The 19,675-nt window shown below is 73.4% G+C and carries 19 protein-coding genes and 3 pseudogenes; 11 read left to right on the top strand and 11 right to left on the bottom strand.

Translation table 11 applies throughout. The features are described 5' to 3' along the window. Positions 1 to 22: 22 nt before the first annotated feature. Positions 23 to 1,231, bottom strand: a complete 1,209-nt coding sequence (locus AB0C76_RS20690; RefSeq protein WP_359967183.1) for a histidine kinase — start codon at positions 1,229 to 1,231, stop codon at positions 23 to 25. Between the two features lie 142 nt (positions 1,232 to 1,373). Between AB0C76_RS20690 and AB0C76_RS20685 the strand changes: the two genes are divergently transcribed. From AB0C76_RS20685 to AB0C76_RS20660, 6 genes and pseudogenes are all read left to right on the top strand, one after another. Continuing rightward, positions 1,374 to 1,673 (top strand): hypothetical protein, encoded by a 300-nt coding sequence (locus AB0C76_RS20685; protein WP_359967180.1) that lies wholly within the window; start codon positions 1,374 to 1,376, stop codon positions 1,671 to 1,673. Continuing rightward, the gene (locus tag AB0C76_RS20680; protein WP_359967177.1) at positions 1,670 to 2,179 is read left to right on the top strand and encodes a hypothetical protein; all 510 of its coding nucleotides are present in this window, start codon (positions 1,670 to 1,672) and stop codon (positions 2,177 to 2,179) included. The genes AB0C76_RS20685 and AB0C76_RS20680 overlap by 4 nt, the downstream gene beginning before the upstream one ends. Further along, positions 2,176 to 2,832, top strand: coding sequence for a methyltransferase domain-containing protein (locus AB0C76_RS20675; protein ID WP_359967174.1), 657 nt, complete (start codon positions 2,176 to 2,178; stop codon positions 2,830 to 2,832). The genes AB0C76_RS20680 and AB0C76_RS20675 overlap by 4 nt, the downstream gene beginning before the upstream one ends. Positions 2,833 to 2,947: 115 nt before the next feature. Next, a pseudogene (locus AB0C76_RS20670) lies at positions 2,948 to 3,265 on the top strand (ABC transporter ATP-binding protein); the annotation flags it as partial. 163 nt (positions 3,266 to 3,428) lie between these two features. Beyond that, positions 3,429 to 4,628 carry an agmatine deiminase family protein gene (locus tag AB0C76_RS20665; protein WP_359967171.1) on the top strand — a complete coding sequence of 400 codons (1,200 nt, stop codon included), beginning with the start codon at positions 3,429 to 3,431 and terminating at the stop codon, positions 4,626 to 4,628. After that, on the top strand, positions 4,625 to 5,515 hold the full coding sequence (locus AB0C76_RS20660; RefSeq protein WP_359967169.1) for a DUF4436 family protein: 891 nt from the start codon (positions 4,625 to 4,627) through the stop codon (positions 5,513 to 5,515). The genes AB0C76_RS20665 and AB0C76_RS20660 overlap by 4 nt, the downstream gene beginning before the upstream one ends. Positions 5,516 to 5,548: 33 nt before the next feature. Here the strand turns inward: AB0C76_RS20660 and AB0C76_RS20655 are convergent, their stop codons facing one another. The 5 genes from AB0C76_RS20655 to AB0C76_RS20635 all read right to left on the bottom strand — a co-directional run bounded on the left by AB0C76_RS20655 (position 5,549) and on the right by AB0C76_RS20635 (position 9,451). Continuing rightward, the gene (locus tag AB0C76_RS20655) at positions 5,549 to 5,944 is read right to left on the bottom strand and encodes a hypothetical protein (protein WP_359967166.1); all 396 of its coding nucleotides are present in this window, start codon (positions 5,942 to 5,944) and stop codon (positions 5,549 to 5,551) included. A gap of 8 nt (positions 5,945 to 5,952) precedes the next feature. Then, complete coding sequence (locus AB0C76_RS20650) at positions 5,953 to 7,140, bottom strand: agmatine deiminase family protein (protein WP_359967163.1); 1,188 nt, start codon at positions 7,138 to 7,140, stop codon at positions 5,953 to 5,955. A gap of 94 nt (positions 7,141 to 7,234) precedes the next feature. Next, positions 7,235 to 8,272 carry an agmatine deiminase family protein gene (locus AB0C76_RS20645; protein ID WP_359967160.1) on the bottom strand — a complete coding sequence of 346 codons (1,038 nt, stop codon included), beginning with the start codon at positions 8,270 to 8,272 and terminating at the stop codon, positions 7,235 to 7,237. 248 nt (positions 8,273 to 8,520) lie between these two features. After that, entirely contained in the window at positions 8,521 to 9,099 is a 579-nt protein-coding gene (locus AB0C76_RS20640; protein WP_359967157.1) for a TetR/AcrR family transcriptional regulator, read from the bottom strand. Positions 9,100 to 9,154: 55 nt separating this feature from the next. Continuing rightward, entirely contained in the window at positions 9,155 to 9,451 is a 297-nt protein-coding gene (locus AB0C76_RS20635; RefSeq protein WP_359967155.1) for a hypothetical protein, read from the bottom strand. A 306-nt stretch (positions 9,452 to 9,757) separates the two neighbouring features. Between AB0C76_RS20635 and AB0C76_RS20630 the strand changes: the two genes are divergently transcribed. Continuing rightward, positions 9,758 to 10,216: a DUF5709 domain-containing protein gene (locus tag AB0C76_RS20630; protein WP_359967153.1), complete on the top strand. Its 459-nt coding sequence runs from the start codon at positions 9,758 to 9,760 to the stop codon at positions 10,214 to 10,216. A 285-nt stretch (positions 10,217 to 10,501) separates the two neighbouring features. Here AB0C76_RS20630 and AB0C76_RS20625 read toward each other — a convergent pair whose 3' ends face one another. Beyond that, positions 10,502 to 12,025: a hypothetical protein gene (locus AB0C76_RS20625; protein ID WP_359967150.1), complete on the bottom strand. Its 1,524-nt coding sequence runs from the start codon at positions 12,023 to 12,025 to the stop codon at positions 10,502 to 10,504. Between the two features lie 257 nt (positions 12,026 to 12,282). Further along, positions 12,283 to 13,200: a class A beta-lactamase gene (bla, locus tag AB0C76_RS20620; RefSeq protein ID WP_359967147.1), complete on the bottom strand. Its 918-nt coding sequence runs from the start codon at positions 13,198 to 13,200 to the stop codon at positions 12,283 to 12,285. Between the two features lie 118 nt (positions 13,201 to 13,318). On the opposite strand from bla, the gene AB0C76_RS20615 reads away from it, so the two are divergent. Then, a complete protein-coding gene (locus tag AB0C76_RS20615) occupies positions 13,319 to 14,266 on the top strand; it encodes a LysR family transcriptional regulator (RefSeq protein ID WP_359967144.1) in 948 nt (315 codons plus the stop codon). A 71-nt stretch (positions 14,267 to 14,337) separates the two neighbouring features. Beyond that, a complete protein-coding gene (locus AB0C76_RS20610; protein ID WP_359967200.1) occupies positions 14,338 to 15,195 on the top strand; it encodes a serine hydrolase in 858 nt (285 codons plus the stop codon). A gap of 10 nt (positions 15,196 to 15,205) precedes the next feature. On the opposite strand, the gene AB0C76_RS20605 is transcribed toward AB0C76_RS20610, so the two are convergent. Next, positions 15,206 to 16,081 carry a winged helix-turn-helix transcriptional regulator gene (locus AB0C76_RS20605; RefSeq protein ID WP_359967197.1) on the bottom strand — a complete coding sequence of 292 codons (876 nt, stop codon included), beginning with the start codon at positions 16,079 to 16,081 and terminating at the stop codon, positions 15,206 to 15,208. Positions 16,082 to 16,179: 98 nt separating this feature from the next. Between AB0C76_RS20605 and AB0C76_RS20600 the strand changes: the two genes are divergently transcribed. Continuing rightward, positions 16,180 to 17,421 carry an MFS transporter gene (locus AB0C76_RS20600; RefSeq protein ID WP_359967142.1) on the top strand — a complete coding sequence of 414 codons (1,242 nt, stop codon included), beginning with the start codon at positions 16,180 to 16,182 and terminating at the stop codon, positions 17,419 to 17,421. A gap of 206 nt (positions 17,422 to 17,627) precedes the next feature. After that, a complete protein-coding gene (locus tag AB0C76_RS20595) occupies positions 17,628 to 18,986 on the top strand; it encodes an erythromycin esterase family protein (RefSeq protein WP_359967139.1) in 1,359 nt (452 codons plus the stop codon). A gap of 96 nt (positions 18,987 to 19,082) precedes the next feature. On the opposite strand, the pseudogene AB0C76_RS20590 reads toward AB0C76_RS20595, so the two are convergent. Together AB0C76_RS20590 and AB0C76_RS20585 are read right to left on the bottom strand one after the other, a co-directional pair. Further along, a pseudogene (locus AB0C76_RS20590) lies at positions 19,083 to 19,199 on the bottom strand (aldo/keto reductase); the annotation flags it as partial. A gap of 145 nt (positions 19,200 to 19,344) precedes the next feature. Continuing rightward, positions 19,345 to 19,623 (bottom strand): annotated as a pseudogene (locus AB0C76_RS20585) (aldo/keto reductase); the annotation flags it as partial. Positions 19,624 to 19,675: the final 52 nt, after the last annotated feature.

Raw genomic sequence — 19,675 nt, 5'->3', positions numbered from 1 at the left:
TCGGCCAGCAGCACCCGCACGCTCATGCCGGGAGCCTCGCAGCCACCCGGAACCCGCCCTCCGGACGCCGGCCCGCGCTGAACTGGCCGGACAGCAACGTCACCCGCTCGCGCATGCCGAGCAGGCCGAAGCCGCTCCCGCCGGCCGCCGCCGAGGGCCTCGGGCGGGCGGGCCCGCCGGGACCGTCGTCCCCGTCGTCCACCACCTCGATCGTCACTCCTTCCGGCTCGTAAGCGACCGCGACCCGGCACGTTCGCGCCCCGGAATGCCGCACCACGTTCGTCACCGACTCCTGGATGATCCGGAACGCCGACAGTTCGATCTCCGGCGGCAGCGGGCGCTGCTCGCCCTGCCAGGCCACGTGGACCCGCACCCCGGCGTCGGCCGTGCGTTCGGCGAGCCGCGGGATATCGGCCAGGCTGCCGGCCGGCGCCAGCGGAGCGGCCCCCGGCATGGCGTCGTCCGGCTCGGCACGGCGTAGCGCCCCGAGCATGCGCTGCAGCTCGAGCAGCGTCTCCCGGCTGGTGGTCTCGATGCCGGTCAGTGCCTGCCGCGTCTGCTCGGGCTTGGTGTCCACGACCCGCGCCGCCGCTCCCGACAGCACCGTGATGATCCCGATGCTGTGCGCGACGCTGTCGTGCAGTTCGCGGGCGATCCGCAGCCGCTCAGCCATGACGACGCGGGCCTCGGTCTGCTCCTGCAGGGCTTCGAGGTATTCACGGCGTTTGCGATACACCCCCCCGAAGACCCACGCGACCGCGAACCACAGCGCGAACTGCCCGGCCCACTGGGCCGCGTCGCCGATGTTCTCCCCGGGGTAGACGTCGATGTTCTCGACGAACGCGGCCGCGACGGCCGCGACGGAGCCGACGGCGGCAGCCTTCGGCCGCCGGACGGCGAGGTAGCCGCCCAGGACGACGAGCAGGACGAACACGATCCAGGGCCGCACGCCGAAGAAGTCGCCGAGGACCGATTCGCCCAGGATCGCCGCGAAGACCGCCGCCGGCAGACGGCGCATCAGCAGAACCGGAAGGGCGAGCACGACGCACAGACCCGCCATCTGAAAGGGCCCCAGGCCGGGAAGCCGGAACAGGCCGTCGTGGTGCCGAACCTGAGCGATCGACCAGCAGAGCATCACCGCGTAGAAGCAGGCGGTGGCCAGCACCACGGCCTGTGACATCAGCCAGGTCATGCGCTCCGATGTCGAGAGACGCTGGAGAAGCTCTTCCATACGGAGATCCTATTCAGCCGCGTCGGCTCCGCGCGTCGCCCCGGGGGTGTACGCGGGGTACACCACCGGGCCGATGGCCCGGGGAACCGTGACATCCACCGGCCGACGCGACGGATCACGCTCTGTTCGTAGGTTCCTGAACATGACGAATGCGCCGATGACCGACGTCCGCGAGGCGACGAAGAAATACGGTGGCGGCCCGCCCGCACTGGCCGGTGTGACCTTGTCCACGGCGTCCGGTGATTGTGTGGGGATCCTCGGCCATGCCGACAGTGGCACGTCCACGCCGCTGAACCTGACCGCCGGTTGGAGAAGCCCTCCAGCGGCAGTGTCACCGTCGACGGCACGCGCGTCGACCAGCTCGGCGAGGCCGGATCGGCGAAGTACCGCTCGCAGGCTGGAGGACGCGAAGGGCCACCAGTACGGCGAGGAGAAACCATGAGCGTCATCGACCGGTCAGCGGCGAACGCGCAGTCCGATTCGAGAAACGACAGCGCCGTCGCGGGCAGGCAGCCCGCGCAGCATCGGCGCCGTCTTCCCTGCCGGTGGCCTGAGTTGGCGCTCATCGGCTGCGGAATCGCAGTACTCGCCTGGGCGTTCGTGCTCTGCGTCGCCCTGCCGTCCACGGCGACTGCTGCGCATTGGTCGGCCGCCTGGGCCGGGTTGGACGTCATGGAGGCGCTCGGCTTCGTCGCCACCGGGGTCCTGGCAGCCCGTGGCGATCTCCGACGGCTCCTGTCTGCCGCGGCCACGTCGATGCTGTTGCTGGTCGACTCCTGGTTCGACCTGATGACAGCGGGGCCTGGCCGCGATTTCGCCGTGGCGCTGGCCATGGCGTGCTTCGGCGAACTGCCGCTTGCGGTGGTCTGTGCGGTCGTCGCCTGGCGACCGCTCCGAGTTCCTGCACCAACCGTCGATCACTGGAAAACAGAGGACTCTCGATCATGAATCTTCGTACTGCGCTCGGTCGGCCGGGAGCGCGATGGGGGTTGTCCGCGGCGGCGGCCGGCACCGCGGCTTTGTCCTGGTGGATGTCGGACTCCGCCCCCTATCCGTACGCGCAGCGCTGGCTGCTCGATCTGCCCTTGCCGCTGCTCAGCCAGGGGCGGCTCGATTCGATGCTGGAGTTGCGCCATGGCGAGCGGGTCCTGGAGGTCGGACCGGGTACGGGCCTGCAGGCTCTGCGGACCGCCCCGCAACTGGGCCCTGACGGTCGACTGGATATCGTCGATGTCCAGCAGGAGATGCTCGACCACGTGATGAGCCGGGCCGCACAGCGCGGCCTCACCAACATCGCGCCGACCCAGGCGGACGCCCACCACCTGCCCTTCGAGGACTCCGTGTTCGACGCCGCCTACCTGGTGACCGCCCTGGGCGAGATCCCGCAGCCGGAGGTGACGCTGACGGAGCTGAAGCGGGTGGTCAAGCCGACCGGGAGGATCGTGGTGGGCGAGTTCTTCGACCGGCACCAGGTGCGGCGCGCCACCCTGGCTCGCCATGCCAATGCTGTGGGGCTCCACGTGACCCGGCTGATCGGCCCACCGTTCTCCTACTACGCCCAGCTGGCGCCATGCCGACCGGGCGCGTCAGGGGGCCGCTGACAGCTGCGGGCACCGCACCCACCACCGACGACGGCTGACCCCCGCTCGCGCTGGGAGGAGGCTCGATGACCTGCGGCACAGCCGGGGCTCTGCCGTTTCTTGACTGTGTTGCACGGTGGAGCCCGCCGTCATGGTGCTGGACGAGGCGGTCGCCGCGCTCGACGTCTCGGTGCAGGCCCAGGTGCTCAACCTGCTCGCCGAGATCCGCGAACGGACCGGCATCGGCTACCTGTTCATCATCCACGACCTCGGCGTGGTGCGGTGCGTCACCGACGACGTCGTCGTCATGCGGCACGGACGGATCGTCGAGGCCGGCCGCACCACCGAGGTGCTCGACGGGCCCCGGCACCCGTACACCCGGCTCCTGCTGGAGTCCGTGCCGCGGCCCGGATGGGACCCGGATGGGATCGCCGCCGCCCGCCGGGCGCTGTAGGGCCGGGCGCCGGGCCGGGAAGCGTGGCCGCTCCGGACCCCGCCGGGCCGGAGCGGCCACCGGCCGTTTCACTCGGATGGCGGACGCCTGTCGAACCGGATCCTGATCGTTCCTTCAGTACCGTGCGGGTCCGTACCCCCGGCAGCTACCCGAACGAGGCCCCATGGCTCGCCCCCGGCCGTCCCGTCGCTCGCTCCTGCGCTCGGGGACGGCGCTCGCCGCACTGGCCCTCACCGACGCCTGCTCCTCCGGCGGTGGGGACGAACCGTCCGGCCCGGCGCCGTCCGGCGGCCCGTCGGGCGCCCCGGCCTTCGGTCCCGCGAGCGGTCCGGCGGCGTCGGGCGGCCGGGCGATGCCGGCCGAGTCGGGTCCGCACACCCGTACCCTCATGGCCTGGCCGGCCCTGGAGGAGGTGTGGGGCGACCAGCTCCCGGGCGTTCGCCAGGACATCGCCGGGCTGGCCCAGGCCGTCTCGGGCTTCGAACCGGTGGTGCTGATGGCCCGTCCCGACCAGGCCGACCAGGCCCGGCAGGCGTGCGGCTCCTCGGTCGAGGTGATCGAGCTGATGGTCGACGACCTGTGGGCCCGGGACACCGGTCCGACCTTCGTCACCGGCCCGCAGGGCCTGACCGGGGTCGACCTCGGCTTCAACGGCTGGGGCGACAAGCAGACGCACGCCAACGACGGCCAGGTCGCCCGCAACCTCCTCGCCCACTACGGCGTCACCCGCGTCCAGGCGCCGATCACGGGGGAGGGCGGCGCCATCGAGGTGGACGGCGAGGGCACGCTGATGGCCACCGAGAGCTCGTGGGTCAACGACAACCGCAACCCCGGCAAGACCCGCGACCAGATCGAGGCGGGTTTCAAGGACCTGCTCGGCGTGCAGAAGGTGCTGTGGTTCGAGGGCGTCGCGGGCCAGGACATCACCGACTGCCACGTCGACGCCCTCGCCCGCTTCGCCGAGCCCGGTACGGTCGTCCTCCACCGCCCGGCCGCCGACACCCCGCCGGACATCTGGAGCACGGCCTCCGACCAGGCCCTTCAGGTGCTCAAGTCCTCGACCGACGCCAGGGGCCGGAGCCTCAAGGTGGTCGAACTCCCCGAGCCCGACTTCGACCTGGTCCAGGGCGCGGGCAAGAACTTCCTCGCCTCCTACATCAACTACTACGTGTGCAACGGCGGCGTGATCGTGCCGCGCTTCGGCGACCGGACCGCCGACGACAACGCGGCCCGGATCATCGGCGACCTCCACCCGGGGCGCAAGGTCACCCAGGTCTCCGTCAACCACATCGCGGGCGGTGGCGGGGGCATCCACTGCGCCACCCAGCAGCAGCCCGCCACCGCCGGAGCCTCCCCGTCGTGAGGACCCCGGCCCGGCTGCGCGGCAACCGCTTCGCCCTCGTCCTGCTGATCCTCGCCGTCCTGTGCTCGGCCGGCATCGTCCTCTACCTCAACGAGCGCAACACCCGTCAGCAGACCCACGAACTCGCCCTGCCCACCGCGGGCGACTGGGTCGAACTCGACGTCACCTCCCAGGACATCGATCCCGCCACCGGCCAACTCACCCTCTACGTCTCGCCCGTCCCGCACGGCGGCCTCGCCCAGGGGCCGGAGTCGTCCGCCTTCACCCGCCAGGTCGACATCACCGTCCGCTCAACAACCAGGACCGACCTGCGGGCCACCCCCGGCGAGGAGGCGCCGCCCCAGCCCGTTCAGGCCAACCTGTACGACGGGACCGAGAGCGACTACCCGTTCGACCGGTACCACTTCTCCCTGGCCTTCTCGGCCTCCGACGGCACCGGCGCCGTGCCGGTCGGCGTGGTGTTCGTGGACGCCGACCCGTTCTTCTTCGTCCGCCCCACCAGCACCCCGTTCGGTGCCGGGGCGGTCGAGCTTGCGGGCCGGGTCAGCCGGGCGCGCAGCACCTTCATCCTCGCCTGGTTCATGATCGCCGCGATGTGGGCCCTCGCCCTGGCCGTCATGGCCGGGGCCGAGGTGCTCTACCGCAGCCGGCAGGGCCTGGTCTGGCCCTCGCTCGGCTGGATGGCCGCGACCCTCTTCGCCCTGATCGGCATGCGCAACGCCGCTCCCGGCTCCCCGCCGATCGGCTCGCTCATCGACTACGTCGCCTTCTTCTGGGCCGAGGGGATCATCGCGGCGAGCCTCACCGTCACCGTCGTCGCGGGCACCCGGGTCGAGCACCGCAAGCGCGCGGAGGCCGGGAGTACCGAGCCCGCCCCCGGGACGTGAGGGCGGCCTCCGGCGCTGTGCACGGCGACGGCGTCACCGGCGGGCCGCCGGCAGGGTGAGGACGAGGACCAGGCCGCCGGCGGGATCGTCCTCGCAGGTGAGCCGACCGCCGTCGGCGGCCGGCAGCCGCGCGGCCAGCCGGTGCGTCGCCTCGCCGGCCACCGTCGGCCCCCGGTCCGCCACCGTCACGCGCACCGCGTCCGAGCCGCCGCGGCCGGGGACGACGTCCGCACGCACCAGCACGCGTGCCCCCGGCGGCGTGCGGACGAGAGCCGCCCGCAGCAGCGCTGTCAGCAGCTCGTCCAGCGGGCCCCGGGCGGCGGCGACCGGTGGCAGCCGCCCGGGCAGCCGGACGGCGGGGGCGACGTCCGCGCGCGCGTGCGTGTGCGCGGCGCCGGCCCGCGGTCGGCGATCGGTCGGCGAGGTCACCGGTGGGGTCAGCCGACGGCGGGGATGTCGTGCGTGGCGCAGTGGATGCCGCCGCCGCCCGCGGCGATCGCGTCGATCTTCACGGGGACGATCTCGCGGCCGGGGAAGTACTGCTTCATGATCTGCTGGGCGCGGTCGTCGGCCCGGCCGTCGCCGAACCTGGGCAGGTAGACGCCCTTCGAGCCGACGTAGAAGTTCATGTACGAGGAGACGAAGGCATCGCCGCGCCCGGTGATCCTGTCCGGGTCGGGCTGCTGGAGCTCCACGACGGTGAGCTTACTGCCGGTCGCGTCGGTCGCCTGGGCGAGGACCGTCCGTGCCTGGTCGGCCGAGCGGGACCACACGTCCGGCGGGCCGCCGGGGAAGGCCTGGTCGAGCAGGACCACGCCCGGGGCGACGAACCGGGCCAGGCAGTCGACGTGGGCGTCGGTGATGTCCTTGCCCTTGACGCCGGCCAGCCAGATCACCTTCGTCACGCCGAGGACCTTCTTGAGCTCCGCCTCGACCTGGTCGCGGCTCATGCCCGGGTTGCGGTTGTCGTTGACGACGGAGCTCTCGGTGACGAGCAGGGTGCCCTGCCCGTCGGTCTCGAACGAGCCGCCCTCGGCCACCAGCCGGGTCTCGATCCGCTCGACGCCGTACTTGGCGAGCACGGTGCGGGCGACCTTGGAGTCGTTGCCGCGCTGCTGCTTGCCGCCCCAGCCGTTGAAGTTGAAGTCGACGCCCTTGACCTTGCCGCCCTCCTCGACGAACACCGGCAGGGTGTCGCGGGCCCACAGGTCGTCCACGGGGATCGGCACGACCTCGACCGCCGGGCCGCACGCCTTCTGAGCGGCGTCCTGCTGCTCGGGACGGGCCATCAGGACGACCGGCTCGCGGGCCGCGATCGCCTGGGCGAGGCCGGCGACGTCCCGCCGGACGTCCGGGAGCTGGTCGCCCCACACGTTCTCGGACGCGGGCCAGGACATCACCGTGCGGACGTGCTTGTCCCACTCGGCGCCGAAGCGGCGGGCGCCGGTGCCGCCGCCCGGCTGCCGGGTGGGGGAGGAGCCGTCCCCGGGGTTGGCGCCGCCGCCACCGGTGCCACCGGCGCCGTCGGGGTCGTCGAGGTCCGAACAGGCGGTGAGGCCGAGGGCGAGGACGCCCGCACCGGCGAGGGAACGCAGGAGGATGCGGCGGGACAGGTCGGTGGGCATGCGTGATCTCCGGCTGGGGGTCGGTCTCTGCGTGCGGGTGTGCGGGTGTGCGGGTTCGTGAGGCTGCAGGTGTGCAGGTGTGCGGGGGCGACCGCTACGGCAGGGGCTCCTGCATGGTCGAGCAGTGGATGCCGCCGCCGCCGGTCATCAGGCGGTCGACGTCGATCTGCACCACCTCGCGGCCGGGGAAGGCCGCGGCGAGCGCCTCCCGCGCGGCGGCGTCCTTGTGGGCGTCGCCGAACCGGGCCGTGATGACTCCGCCGTTGACGACGTGGAAGTTGAGGTAGGAGTCGACGAAGTTCGAGCTGCGCGAGCGGACGGTGTCCGGCCCGTGCACGGGGATCACCTGGAGGCGGCGGCCCCGGGCGTCGGTGGCGGAGGAGAGGATCGCGAACTGCTCGCGCGCGTCCTTGGCCCAGGCGTCGTTGCGGTCCGCGGGCGGCAGTTGCACCATGACGACGCCGGGGCGCACGAAGCGCGAGGTGACGTCCACGTGGTCGTCGGTGATGTCCTTGCCCCTGATCCCGGGCAGCCAGATCATCGTGTCCGCGCCGTAGGCGTCCAGGACGGCGTCCTCGATCTCGTCCCGGCTCATGCCGCGGTTGCGGTTCTTGTTGACCAGGCTGCTCTCGGTCGCCATCACCGTGCCGTCGCCGTCCGTCTCCACGGCGCCGCCCTCGCCGACGAAGTCCGCGTAGGAGTGCCGCAGGCCGCGGCGCATGGCGATGCGCTCGGCGGCGAGGGCGTCGTCGTCGTGGATCTGCTTGTCGCCCCAGCCGTTGAAGTTGAGCACGACGGCGTCCAGGCCGCCGTGGCCGTCCCGGCGGAACACCGGGGCGATGTCGCGCATCCACAGGTCGTCGGTGGGGACGGCGGTGGTCACCTCGACGGCGGGGCCGCACTTCGCGCGGGCCTTGCCGGCCGTGTAGTCGTCGGGGGCGCACATGACCACGGGCTCGAACTCGGCGATCGTGCGGGCGATCAGCGCGATGTCGTCCTGCACCCCGCCCAGGCGCAGGCCCCACACGCCCCGGCGGGACGGCCAGGACATCCAGGTCCGCGCGTGCGGCACGTCGTCCGCGGGCACCCAGGGGAAGTGCCCGGTGGAACGGTCATCACGGTAGTGGCTCATGAGGGTCTCCAGATCGTGCGACGGCGCCAGGGAGGGTGCGGGGCCGCCGGGTCCACTCTTCGCGCCGCGACGCACCGGCGCACCACGGGCGGGGCCCGGCGGCAGCACCCCGCCTGCGACCTCAGGCTGCGGGTTCAGGTTGGCACTGACTGAAAAATCAGTCAAATCTCTGGGCGCATCCTGACGCAAAGGGGCCCGGAGGTGCACGGAGTGCGACGCCGGGCCCGTCGATCGACCTCTCGGCTCCGTCAGGAACCGAGCCGCGCCACCTCGGCGTCGATCGCGTCGACCATGAGCGTACGGGCGTGTGCCAGCGGAAGGCTCCCGCTGAGCCAGCGCACGCTCAGGCCCTCCAGCAGTGCGGTCAGCCGCTCGGCGGCGCCGGCCAGCGCCACCGCCGACGACATCGGCCGCACGGCGCCCAGCAGTTCGGCGATCTCCTGCACCCAGATCCGGGTGGCCCGCGCCAGGTCCTCGCGGAGCGTCCCGTCGAACACCGCGCTCGCCCGCAGCTCACCCCACGCAGTGCTGTTCTCGCGCACCTCGACGGAGTCCTGGAGCTCCAGCAGCAGCGTCTGCTCCAGCTCCTCGCGCGGCGTCAGTGGCGGCGCGTCCGCGGCCCGCTCGGTCGTGTAGCGCTCGGCCCGGTCGTTGATGAACTCCAGGGTCTGACGCAGGATCCCGGTGCGGTCCTTGAAGTGGTAGTAGATCAGCGCCGTGGACACCCCCGCCTCCGCGGCGAGCTCCTCCACGCGCAGTCCGCGCACCCCGCGCCGCGCGATCACCCGCGCGGCTGCTTCCATGATCGACGTTTTACGACTGGCCACGATCCACCACCCTACCCGGGCGTGGCCGGGCGGGGTCCACCCCCTGAAAAGCGCGTCAGTCGGGGTGGCTGCCGAGCGTCCGGCCCAGGGTCCAGCAGCAGCGGCGCGCGATCCGGCACCACGTCCGGGCCAGACCCCCGGCGACGCAGTACCACCCGGTCCCGAAGGGGAGCGCGATGGCGAACCACGACGGCGGCGCCAGCTCGCCCGGCCGCTGCGCTCCCTCCCTGGCCCACGCGCGGCACCGCTCCACACCCCGGGCCGTCCAGGCGGCGCGGCGTTCGACCCGGTCGGCCCAGCGGGCGGAGGCGAGCAGGAGCCGGGCGTACAGGTCGTCGCGGCGGCCGGTCATGCGGGCGGCTCCGGGCGGAGCGCGGCCGTCGTTCCGGTGCGGGGTCGGGCTTCTGGCGGGATCCTGGTGGGCATCGCTCGGACCATGGCTCGGGTGCGGCTCGGGGGTCTTCCTCGGGGGGCTTTTTCGGGGGTCTTCTTCGTGGCCTTGTTTCGGGGCGCTCTCCGGGGCGCTGGTTCCAGCCTGCCACTGCCCCGGCCGCCGTTCCCTGCGGGTCCGGCCGCCGCGTGGGACTCTGGGGGGAGTGACGACGGACGGGCGGTGACGGCTCGGCGCGGTGGTCGGTGGTCCGTGAAGGAGGACCTGATGTCGGACGAAGCGTTGATGGGCGACCAGGTGTACCAGCCCGACGGCTCGGAGGTGCAGGACGACGTCGGCCCCCTGGAGCCGGAGGACACCCTGATCGACCGCGGCCTCGAATCGGCGCTCGACGAAGGCTACGCGCCCCCCGAGCGCCCGCTCGCCGTGGAACGCCACGGCGTCACGGCGGCGGAGCAGCGCACCCGCGAGAGCCTGGCGCAGCGCCTGGCGGAGGAGCTGCCGGACGTCACCGCGCCCGACTGGGACGGTATCGGTGACGCTCACGGCACCGACGGAGAGCCGATCGACACGGAGGCGGGCGAGGTCCGCTCCGGCCGGCTGATCGCCTCCTCCGGCTCGCGCAGTGACATGATCGCCGAGGACGTGGGCATCTCCGGCGGCGCCGCGAGCGCCGAGGAGGCGGCCATGCACACCACCGACGACCCCGAGGCGCTCATCGACTGACCGTGAGGGGTGCAGGTGGCACCAGCCCGGCGACCGCCCCTGCGATTGACTGCGGCCCCGGCCGTCGTGCGGTCGAACCGTCGGGTACCTGAGCGGTGCCGTGGTGCAGTCCGCTCCTTGGGTGCCGCACGACGGTGACAGCAGGTCCTCCCGGAGAGCTCGTCGGTGCGGGCGCCCTCCGAGCTGCCGGGAGTCCCTGCTGTCGTGGGCGGCTGTCACCACCGGAGCCCGATCGGGACTCCCGGGCGGACCGACACCGCAGTGGACAGGAACGGCATCGGTCGCCTACTTCTTCGGCGTGAAGACGAGCAGTCGGTCCAGGAGGAGGGACGAGAGGGCGGGGCGGGTGAGGGTTTCGGGTTGCATGTAGGCGCGGGCCACGACGCGGATCGTGCTCGTGTCGACCGGCCGGTCGGTGCCGTACTGGGCACAGAAGGGGGCGCCGGTGGGCGGGAGCGTGGTCACGTGCGGTCCGGAGGGGCCGTTGCCGCCGGCGCGGCTGAAGGACCAGGCGTAGAGCTTGTCGGCGTCCGGTCGGTCGGGAATGAAGTCGCTCGCGCTGCCCTGGAGATCGCGGTTGCCCTGCGCGGCCACGGCCACCGCGGCGTGGGCGTCGGCGTTGATCGTGACGCTGGAGTAGCTCGCCTGCCCGGTGGCCACGTGGTTCGTGCCGTAGGCGACCACGAACGAGCCGTCCGGCAGCGAGAAGTCGTGGCTGATCGGGTCGTCGGCGTCATTGGACAGGCCGTCCACACCCGTGGTCGGGGGATCGGTGAGCAGGTTGTCCTGCAGCCCCGGGTTCGACTCCTCGAAGCCGCGCTCGACGACCTCGTCGTGCGCGTCGAAGCCCGGGTGGGTGTCGATGATCCGCTGGCGCAGCAGTTGCAGGTCGGGGTTGAGGTCGAGCTCGGTGGCCCCGGTTCCGGAGACGCGCAGCGGGGGGACGGGCAGTGGATCGGGTGCGTACACCGGTGCGGTCTCGTCCCCGGAGCCGCTCTGGGGCCTCACCCGGAAGACCTGGAGCGGGGGCGCGGCGCGGTAGTCGTCGAGCGCCTTCTCGGAGCCGGGCTCGGCCACGATCGTGCGCGTGCCGAGCAGGAACTGGTCGGCGTCCTGGTCGAGGCCGAGCCGGTACATGGCCGGCGGGATCGTCATGTCGTTCGTCGCACCCCCGAGCCCGGAGTTGTGGAGCATCCTGTCCACCTCCGACCGGGTGCGCCCGTTGCCGGTGATCACCAGGGCGAACGGCCGGTCGTACGGCTCGGGGCCGGCCGTGCGCACGGTCTTGTTGTTGACCGGGTCGCCCACGGACGTCCACACGACCGGGCCGGTGTGCAGGGAGCCCTTCACGTTGGTGAGGTCGAAGGAGAAGTACTCCTCCGGGGGCGGCGTCGTGCCGATCATGACGATGGCCTCGTCCTGCCGCAGCCGCCACGTCACGGGCGGGTTGGTGTTGGGCACCTGACCGGGCACTTCCGGCAGGTTGGTGACGATGTAGGGCGACTGGGGGTTGGGCCACATGCCGCTGAAGAGGGCGCCTTCGCAGTACCTGCGGTTCAGGTCGAAGACGCCCGCGCTTCCCGACTGCGAGACGTAGCCGGACTTGGCCAGTTGGTGCTTGAAGCGCTCCACCTGCCGGCCGGTGTCGCCCGGTGGAGAGGGATGCCCGTGGGCGGGGTCGTGGGACACCGGGAGGGTGTCCGGAGTACGGGCCGGTGACGTGGCCGCCATCGCGTTCGGTGCGACCAGGAGCACGGTTGCGGCCAAGGCGAGCAGCGCGGGACATCGCCGCAGGGGAAATGAGGTCATGTCAGACCCCTATCCGGTCCGCCCTTCGGGCCCGTCTCACCACGCCGCGACCACAGGACCGGCCTCACTCGGGCGGAACACTCGCCGGTCCTCTCGGACTGGCCGCCTGCCGCCCCGGGTCGGGGTCCGCCCCGTCCCCCGTTCCGATGACAGCGTCGGGGTCCGTGCGCGAGCATGGGGCGATGCCCGAGACGTCGGCATTCCCCCCGTCGGATCGCCGACGACCACGTCGCGGCCTCTCCCGGCGCGGAAGCGGATCAGCCGAGCGTGCCGACGACCGCCTTCGTCGCCTGGGCGATCAGGGCGTCGTCGGAGGCGGCGCCGGGCTTGCCGCGGTCGGAGAGGACGACGATGACGATCGGGCTGCGCCCGCTGGCCGGCCACGCGACGGCGACGTCGTTGCGGGTGCCGTAGCCCGCGTTGCCGGTCTTGTCGCCGATCTTCCAGTCGGCGGGCACGCCCGCGCGGATGTACGGCGCGCCGGTCGTGTTACCGACCAGCCAGTCGGTCAGGAGCCGGCGCCGGTCCTCGGCGAGGGTGTCGCCGAGTGTGTAGCGGCGCAGGTCGGCGGCGAGGACGCGGGGCGTGCTGGTGTCGCGGGTGTCGCCGGGGGTGGCCTCGTTGAGGGTGGGCTCGGTGCGGTCGACGCTGGTGGTCGTGTCGCCGAGCTCGCGCAGGGACTGCTGGACGGCCGCGGGGCCGCCGAGTTCGGCAATGACGAGGTTCGCCGCGGTGTTGTCGCTGTACTGGATGGCGGCGGCGGCCAGGTCGCGCACCTTCATGCCGGTGGCGACGTGCTGCGAGGTGATCGGGGCCCAGGACAGCACGTCCTCCTGGCGGTACGCGACCACCTTGTCCAGTTGTTCGTCGGAGGCCCTGCGCAGCAGGGCCCCGGCAGCGAGCGACTTGATCGTGGACGCGAACGCGAACCGCTCGTCGGCGCGGTAGGAGACTTCCCGGCCGCTGCCGGTGTCCACGGCGTACACGCCGAGGCGGGCGCCGAACTGCTGCTCGAGTCCCTTGAAGGAAGCGGTGGTCGTGTCGGCCGAGGTCGTTGCGCCGGCTGCGGGTGCGGACGCGGTGGTGGCCGCGTGGCCACAGCCGCTCAGCAGGGCGACCGCGAGCAGGGCCACGGCGGGCAGGGCGGTGCGGGGGCGCCGGAGGGCAGGGGTCATGGGTGATCTCCCGGGTCGGTCGTCTGGCCGTCGCCCACAGCCAATCAGCCCGTCAGGCCTCCAGTCCAAGACCATGATGATGAACGGATCGATACGAAAATGCCTATGATGACTGGCCATGGACCTGCTGGGGCACCTCCGCCACTTCCGCGCCGTCGCCGAGGAACGGCACTTCGGCCGCGCCGCCGAGCTCCTGCGGATCGCCCAGCCCTCGCTCTCCCAGCGGATCCAGCGCCTCGAACGCGAACTCGGCGTGACGCTGTTCGACCGCGGTCCGCGCGGGGTCGAGCTCACCCCGGCGGGCCGGCTGCTCCTCGCGGAGGCGGAGGAGGTGCTGGAGAGCTCCGCCCGGCTGCTCGCCGTCGCCGCCGACCTGCGCAGCGGCCGGGCGGGCACCCTGCGCGCGGCCGTGCCGCCCGAGCTCGGGCCGGCCGCCCTGGCCGCGCTGCTGACCGGTTTCGAGAGCGCATCCCCGGGCACCCGGCTCGAACTGCGGGAACTGCCGGTCGCGGCCGTCGTGCGCGAACTCGCCCAGCACACGGTGGACGTCGCCGTCGTCCGTCACCCCTGCCCGGCCGACGGACTGGCCTTCGGGCCGGTCCTGCACCAGCCGCTCGGCGTCCTGGTCGCCGCCGGGAGCCCGTACGCCGACCGCCCCGAGCTCGCGGTGGCCGAACTGACCGGCCGACGCCTGGTGCTCTTCCCCCGTGCCACGGCCCCGGCGCTGTACGACGAGGTGCTCACCACCCTGTCCCGGCACGGCTGCACCCCGGAGGCCGTCGTCGACCCGCCGGGACCGGACGTCGCCGGCGCGCTCGTGCTCACCGGCAGCGCCGTCGCCCTGGTGCCGCGCACCGCGCCGCCGGCGGGTACAGTCTGGCGTCCGCTGACCGGTACCCCACTGGCCTGGCGCACCTCCACGGCCTGGCCGGCCGGGCGCGGCGGGCCCGCCGTCCGGCTGTTCGCCGAGGCCGCCCACGCGGCGCTGACGGGAGCCGGCGGCCTCCTGCCCCAGCCGCCCAACCGTCCGCTCTACCCCCGGCCCGCAATGGAGTTCCCGCTGTGACCAGCGACCGCGCACCCGGCGACCGCACGAGCACCGACCGCACGAGCACCGACCGCACGGCGCGCGCCCGCATCGCCGCCGCCTTCGCCGACGCCGGCGTCAGCGGCCTGCTGCACGCGCGCGACCTCGACACCGGCGCCGAGATCGCGCTGGGCGCCGACACGGCCGTCAGTACCGCGAGCGTCCACAAGCTCTGCCTCCTGGTCACGCTGTTCCGCGAGGCCGCCGAAGGCAGGATCGACCTCACCCGTCAGGTGGACGTCCCCGCCGCCGACCGGACCCCGGGGCGGACGGGCCTCGCGGCCATGCTCGACGCCGCCCGCCTCTCCCTGCGCGACCTCGCCTACCTGACCGCTGCCGTCAGCGACAACGCCGCCGCCGACGTGCTGTGGGCCGAGGTCGGCCTGGACACCGTCAACCGCACCATGGCCGACCTGGGCCTCACCCGGACGGTGGCCGTCCACACGCTCGGCGCCATGACCGCCGCCCTCGTCGAGGACACCGGCCCCGACTCCCCGGTCGACCCGGCGGTGGTCGCCCGGCTCCGGGTCCTCGACCCCGCCTTCACCAACCACAGCACCCCGCGTGACATGACCGCCCTCCTCGCCGCCCTCTGGCACGGCGAGGCCTGCCCCGGTGACCACGGCGCAGCCCTGCGTCGCCTCCTCGGCCTCCAGGTCTGGCCGCACCGCCTCGCCTCCGGCTTCCCCTTCGACGACGTCCGCGTCCACGGCAAGACCGGCACCCTCCCGACCCTGCGCCACGAGGTCGGCGTCGTCGAGTACCCCGACGGCGGCCGGTACGCCCTGGCGGTCTTCACCCGCGCCGCCGCCACCGCCATCACCCTCCCCGCCGCCGACGCCGCCATCGGCACCACGGCCCGGCTGGCCGTCGACGCGCTGCGGGCGAGGGCGGCCGAGCGGGGTTGACGCGCCCGGCCTACCGGATCGCGCGGGCCGCGGTCAGGGCTGCCGCCACGCTCCCCGCGACATCGGTGACCGGGTAGAGAACCTCGCGGATGGTGCGGGTCCGGTCGACGACCAGGGTGAGGCGCTTCAGGCGGGTGGTGCCGGCGGCGCGGAGGGTGGGGAGGCGGAGGGCGCCGGTGAGGTCGAGGGCGAGGTCGGAGAGGAGGGGGAAGGTCAGGCCTTCGGCCTCGGCGAACGCGCGCTGCTCGTCCGGGCGTTGGGTGGAGATGCCGCGCACGGTCGCGCCGGCGGCGGTGAAGTCGGCGAGGTGGTCGCGGTAGCTCCGTGACTCCAGGGTGCAGCCGGACGCCCCGGGCACCGTCGACCAGCCGGGCGGGTAGGACTCGGCGCGGACGAAGGCGCCGGGGAAGCAGTACAGGACGGTGGTGGAGTCCGGGGCGACGGGATCGAGCGCCCGGCCGTCCGCGCCCGGGAGCAGGAGGTCGGGGATCCGGGTGCCGCGCAGCGCGTGGACGCGTTCCGCCTCCCGGGAGTGCTCGGCGGCGGTGGCCGTGGGCATGCCGTCGCCCAGGACCCAGCTGTCGCCCCAGTCCTGGAGGGCGACCAGGACGGGCAGCAGGGCGCGCCCGCGCGGGGTGAGGCGGTACTCGTGCCGCGGCGGGCGGTCCTGGTACTGCTCACGGGCGAGCACGCCGGAGTCGACCAGCAGGCGCAGGCGTTCGGCGAGCACCTTGCGGGAGAGGCCGAGCTCCTGCTGGAGCTGCTCGAAGCGGTGCAGCCCGCGGGCCGTGTCACGGACGATCAGCAGGGTCCAGGTGTCCCCGACCACGTCGAGGGCCTGGGCGATCGCGCAGTTGTCGTCCGCCGGGCCGCCGCGCCGGACCATCGTGGCCTCCTTTCCGGGGGTGATCACCAGCGTTGACCTTAGCCCCGTCAGCCTGACATAGTCCGTTCCTAAAAGGAACTGACTACGGGGGTGGCCGGATGGCCGAGCGGAACGGGACCGGGGACGGCGCGGGGAGCACGGGCGCGCTGAGGGCACTGCCGAGGACCGTCTGGCTGCTGGCGGCCGGCGGCTTCGCCAACATGGTGGTGTCCTTCACGTTCGTCTACCTCTTCGTCTACCTGACCGGCCCGCGCGGGCTGAGCGCGGCCGCCGCCGGCACCATCGCCGGCGCCGGCGGCCTCGGTCTGGTGGCGGGCAACTTCACCGGCGGCTGGTTCGGGGACCGCTTCGGCCACCGCCGGACGCTGCTCACCGGGTCCGCCGTCTCCGGCGCCGGACTGCTCGCCCTGCCGGTGCTGCCGACGTCCGTGCTGCTCCTGGTGCTGCCCGTCCTCCAGTACGCCGCCGGCACCGTGCGCGCCTCCAACTCGGCGCTCGTCGCGGTGGCCGTGCCGCCCGGCGACCGGCGGCAGGGCTTCGCGGTGATGCGCTTCGCGGGCAACGCGGGCTTCACCATCGGCCCGGTGCTCGGCGCGTTCATCGCGACCCACTGGTCGTACGCGTGGCTGTTCCGCATCGACGGCCTCGGGTCGCTGCTGTTCGCCGCGTACGCCGCCAAGGTGCTGACCGCCGACGGGCCGCGCAGCAGCCGGACCGTCGCCCGCGGCGGCCTGTGGGCGGCGCTGCGGGAGCGGCCCGCGGTGCTGGTGCTGCTGCCCGCGATCGTCGTCGTGGACACCGTCTACCGGCAGCAGTACTCGGTCCTGCCGGTGTTCCTCGCCGACCACGGCATCGGCACCGGTGTGTACGGCGCGGTGCTGGCGATCAACGGCGGTCTGATCCTCGCGCTGGAAGTGGTCGTCACCATGGCGCTGCGCGACCGGGCGCCGCTGCGGATCATCGGCACCGGCCTGCTGCTGGTCGGCGCGGGCTTCGCGGCACTGGTGGCGGGCGCGTCGGTCGTCACCACCGTGGTGATGATGACCGTGGTCACCGCGGGCGAGATCCTCTACAAGACCCCGGCGACGGCCTTCGTCGCGGACAGCGCACCGCCCGAGTACCAGGGCCGCTTCCAGAGCCTCTACGCCGGGGCCTCCACCAGCGGAACCGTCCTCGCACCCCCGCTGGGCGGCGCCCTCTACCAGTCCGCCCCGGGCCTGCTCTGGCCCGTCTGCGCCTGCCTGGCGGTCCTCGCCGGACTGGCCGCCCTCGCCGCCGGCCCGCTGACCGCCCCGCGCGCGGAGAAGAGCTCACCCGTACCGGAGGCGGTCGGGGGCTGAGGGGCGGGTGGCCACGCAGGCCTCGACCGGCCCGGGCCCGGGTGTGGCGGCACGGACACGGAAACGACGATGTCCGTCATCGCGAGGGGAGGGAGGGGGGTTGTCCCCAGGCGAGGTCGGAGGCCAGCCCCAGGGTGTGGTGGACGGATCGTGGGCGATCATCAACGGCGGGAACTGGAAGCCGATTCGGGGATGGGTGATCGCGCATGGGTGGGCTGATCGGGCGGCGTTCGCTGCTGCGGGCGGCGGCAGCGGCCGGGGCGGGGGCGATGGCGATGGCGGTGCCGGCCACGGCCACGGCCGCGCGTGCGGGGGAGGAGCAGGAGCCGGTCCGGGCCGCGCTGTTACGAGCCTCCCGGCCGCTCCGCTCCACCGTGCCGGGGACGGACCCGTCCGACCTCCGGGCGTTCGGGGCGATGGTGGGGGACGCCCGGGTGGTCGGACTGGGGGAGGCGACGCACGGGTCGCACGAGTTCTTCGCGATGAAGGAGCGCGTCTTCCGGTACCTCGTCGAGGAGAAGGGCTTCACCGCCTTCGCCCTGGAGATGAGCTGGCCGGCCGGGCTGCTCATCGACGAGTTCGTCCAGGGCGGACCCGGCGACGCCCGCCAGGTCGTGCGGGCCGCGCTGGGCGGATCGCCGTGGGAGCGCGAGGAGTTCCTGCACCTCGTCGAGTGGATGCGGGACCACAACCGGCGCAACCCCCGGTGCCGCGTCCACTTCATGGGCGACGACATCGGCGCCCCGCGCGTCGGGGACGCGTTCTTCGAGCGGGTGACGGGCTACGTCCGGCGCCGGCACCCGGAGTTGCTGCCGCGCTTCACCGAGCTCTACACCGGCCTGCGCCCCCTCGACGACAGCTTCGCCTACCTGCGCGGCCCGCTCGCGGAGCGGCGGCGCCTCGCGACCAACGCGGAAGCGGCGTTCAGGCTGCTGGAGGGCCAACAGGGACAGGACGGCCAGGAGTTCGAGTGGGCCGTGCAGCACGCCCGCTCCATCGCGCAGACCGCGGTGTTCCTCGGGGTCGACCTCCAGGACGAAGGGGCGCTGCGCGCCGCGATGCTCCAGCGCGACCGGGTGATGGCCGACAACATCCTCTGGTGGCACCGGCGAACCGGTCAGCGGATGCTCGTGTCGGCGCACAACGGGCACGTGGCGTACGTGCCCGACGACCCCGGCACGCACCCGAAGTCGCAGGGCGGGTTCCTGCGCGAAGCACTCGGCGCCGGCTACCTGCCCGTCGGACTGACCTTCGGGCAGGGATCGTTCCTCTCCCAGGACGAGCAGGGCCCGTCAGGGATCCCCGACCGCGCGTGGACGAGGTTCACGGTTGGCCCGCCCGCGCCCGGTACCACCGAGGAGACGCTCGACCGGGTCCGCCACGGGGACTTCTACCTCGACGTCCGCAGCGCCCCGCCCGCGGCCCGCGCCTGGCTCGACACCGCCCGCCCACTGCGGAGCATCGGCACCGGGTACCCCGTGCCGCTCAACACCGTGCGGATCGCCGAGTCCTTCGACGTGCTCGTCCACCTCCACCGGGTGCGGGAGGCGGACGCACTGGGCTGATCGGAACCCGGTCGGCAGCCGAGGCGAGTACGGCCGCTCCAGGGCGGCCGCCTCGTCCTCCGTCAGCCGCACGCCGAGCGCCGCGACCGCGTCGTCGAGGTGGCCCGGGCGGGTCGCCCCGACGACGGGTGCGGCGACGACGGGGTTGCCCGGCACCCAGGCGAGCGCCACCCGGGCCATCGGGATGCCGCGCGCCTCCGCGACGCCCTGCACGGCGTCGACGATCGGCCGGTCGGAGTCCCCGAAGAACCGCCGGGCCACCGGATCCCCGGCCGTACGGGCAGGCGTGCACCGGCAGGCCCGCCTTGGTCGCGAGGACGACGTCGTCACGGCGGGTGTAGCGGCGCACGGCACGCCCGACGACTTCCTCGGAGGCGCCGCCGCCGTACACGTTGGCGGTGTCCCAGAGGGTGATGCCGAGTTCGACGGCCCGCCGGAAGACCGGCGCCGCGGAACGCTCGTCCAGGGCCCACGGGTTGTGCCCGCCGCCCGTGCCGCCGAAGCCCGTGCAGCCGAGGGCGATGCGGCTGACGGTCGGGCCGCTGCCTCCGAGGCTGACGTACTCCAGGTCGGCCGCCCCTTTCACGCCGGGTACGGGGCGGCGGCGCGCGCTGCCTTCAACGCGCCTGCCCACCATGCGAGTCGGTCGAGCAGGACCTTGGCGTGACCCGGGGCCTGCGGGTCGTCCG

This window comes from Kitasatospora sp. NPDC048722 (genome assembly GCF_040650235.1).
Taxonomy (GTDB): Bacteria; Actinomycetota; Actinomycetes; order Streptomycetales; family Streptomycetaceae; genus Kitasatospora.
This window is presented reverse-complemented; position numbering and strand designations above follow the sequence as displayed.

Coding starts and splice junctions, on each gene's coding strand:
- AB0C76_RS20690 (WP_359967183.1), bottom strand. CDS start 1,231: ATGGAAGAGCTTCTCCAGCGTCTCTCGACATCGGAGCGCATGACCTGG.
- AB0C76_RS20685 (WP_359967180.1), top strand. CDS start 1,374: ATGACGAATGCGCCGATGACCGACGTCCGCGAGGCGACGAAGAAATAC.
- AB0C76_RS20680 (WP_359967177.1), top strand. CDS start 1,670: ATGAGCGTCATCGACCGGTCAGCGGCGAACGCGCAGTCCGATTCGAGA.
- AB0C76_RS20675 (WP_359967174.1), top strand. CDS start 2,176: ATGAATCTTCGTACTGCGCTCGGTCGGCCGGGAGCGCGATGGGGGTTG.
- AB0C76_RS20665 (WP_359967171.1), top strand. CDS start 3,429: ATGGCTCGCCCCCGGCCGTCCCGTCGCTCGCTCCTGCGCTCGGGGACG.
- AB0C76_RS20650 (WP_359967163.1), bottom strand. CDS start 7,140: ATGCCCACCGACCTGTCCCGCCGCATCCTCCTGCGTTCCCTCGCCGGT.
- AB0C76_RS20645 (WP_359967160.1), bottom strand. CDS start 8,272: ATGAGCCACTACCGTGATGACCGTTCCACCGGGCACTTCCCCTGGGTG.
- AB0C76_RS20635 (WP_359967155.1), bottom strand. CDS start 9,451: ATGACCGGCCGCCGCGACGACCTGTACGCCCGGCTCCTGCTCGCCTCC.
- AB0C76_RS20630 (WP_359967153.1), top strand. CDS start 9,758: ATGTCGGACGAAGCGTTGATGGGCGACCAGGTGTACCAGCCCGACGGC.
- AB0C76_RS20625 (WP_359967150.1), bottom strand. CDS start 12,025: ATGACCTCATTTCCCCTGCGGCGATGTCCCGCGCTGCTCGCCTTGGCC.
- bla (WP_359967147.1), bottom strand. CDS start 13,200: ATGACCCCTGCCCTCCGGCGCCCCCGCACCGCCCTGCCCGCCGTGGCC.
- AB0C76_RS20615 (WP_359967144.1), top strand. CDS start 13,319: ATGGACCTGCTGGGGCACCTCCGCCACTTCCGCGCCGTCGCCGAGGAA.
- AB0C76_RS20605 (WP_359967197.1), bottom strand. CDS start 16,081: ATGGTCCGGCGCGGCGGCCCGGCGGACGACAACTGCGCGATCGCCCAG.
- AB0C76_RS20600 (WP_359967142.1), top strand. CDS start 16,180: ATGGCCGAGCGGAACGGGACCGGGGACGGCGCGGGGAGCACGGGCGCG.
- AB0C76_RS20595 (WP_359967139.1), top strand. CDS start 17,628: ATGGGTGGGCTGATCGGGCGGCGTTCGCTGCTGCGGGCGGCGGCAGCG.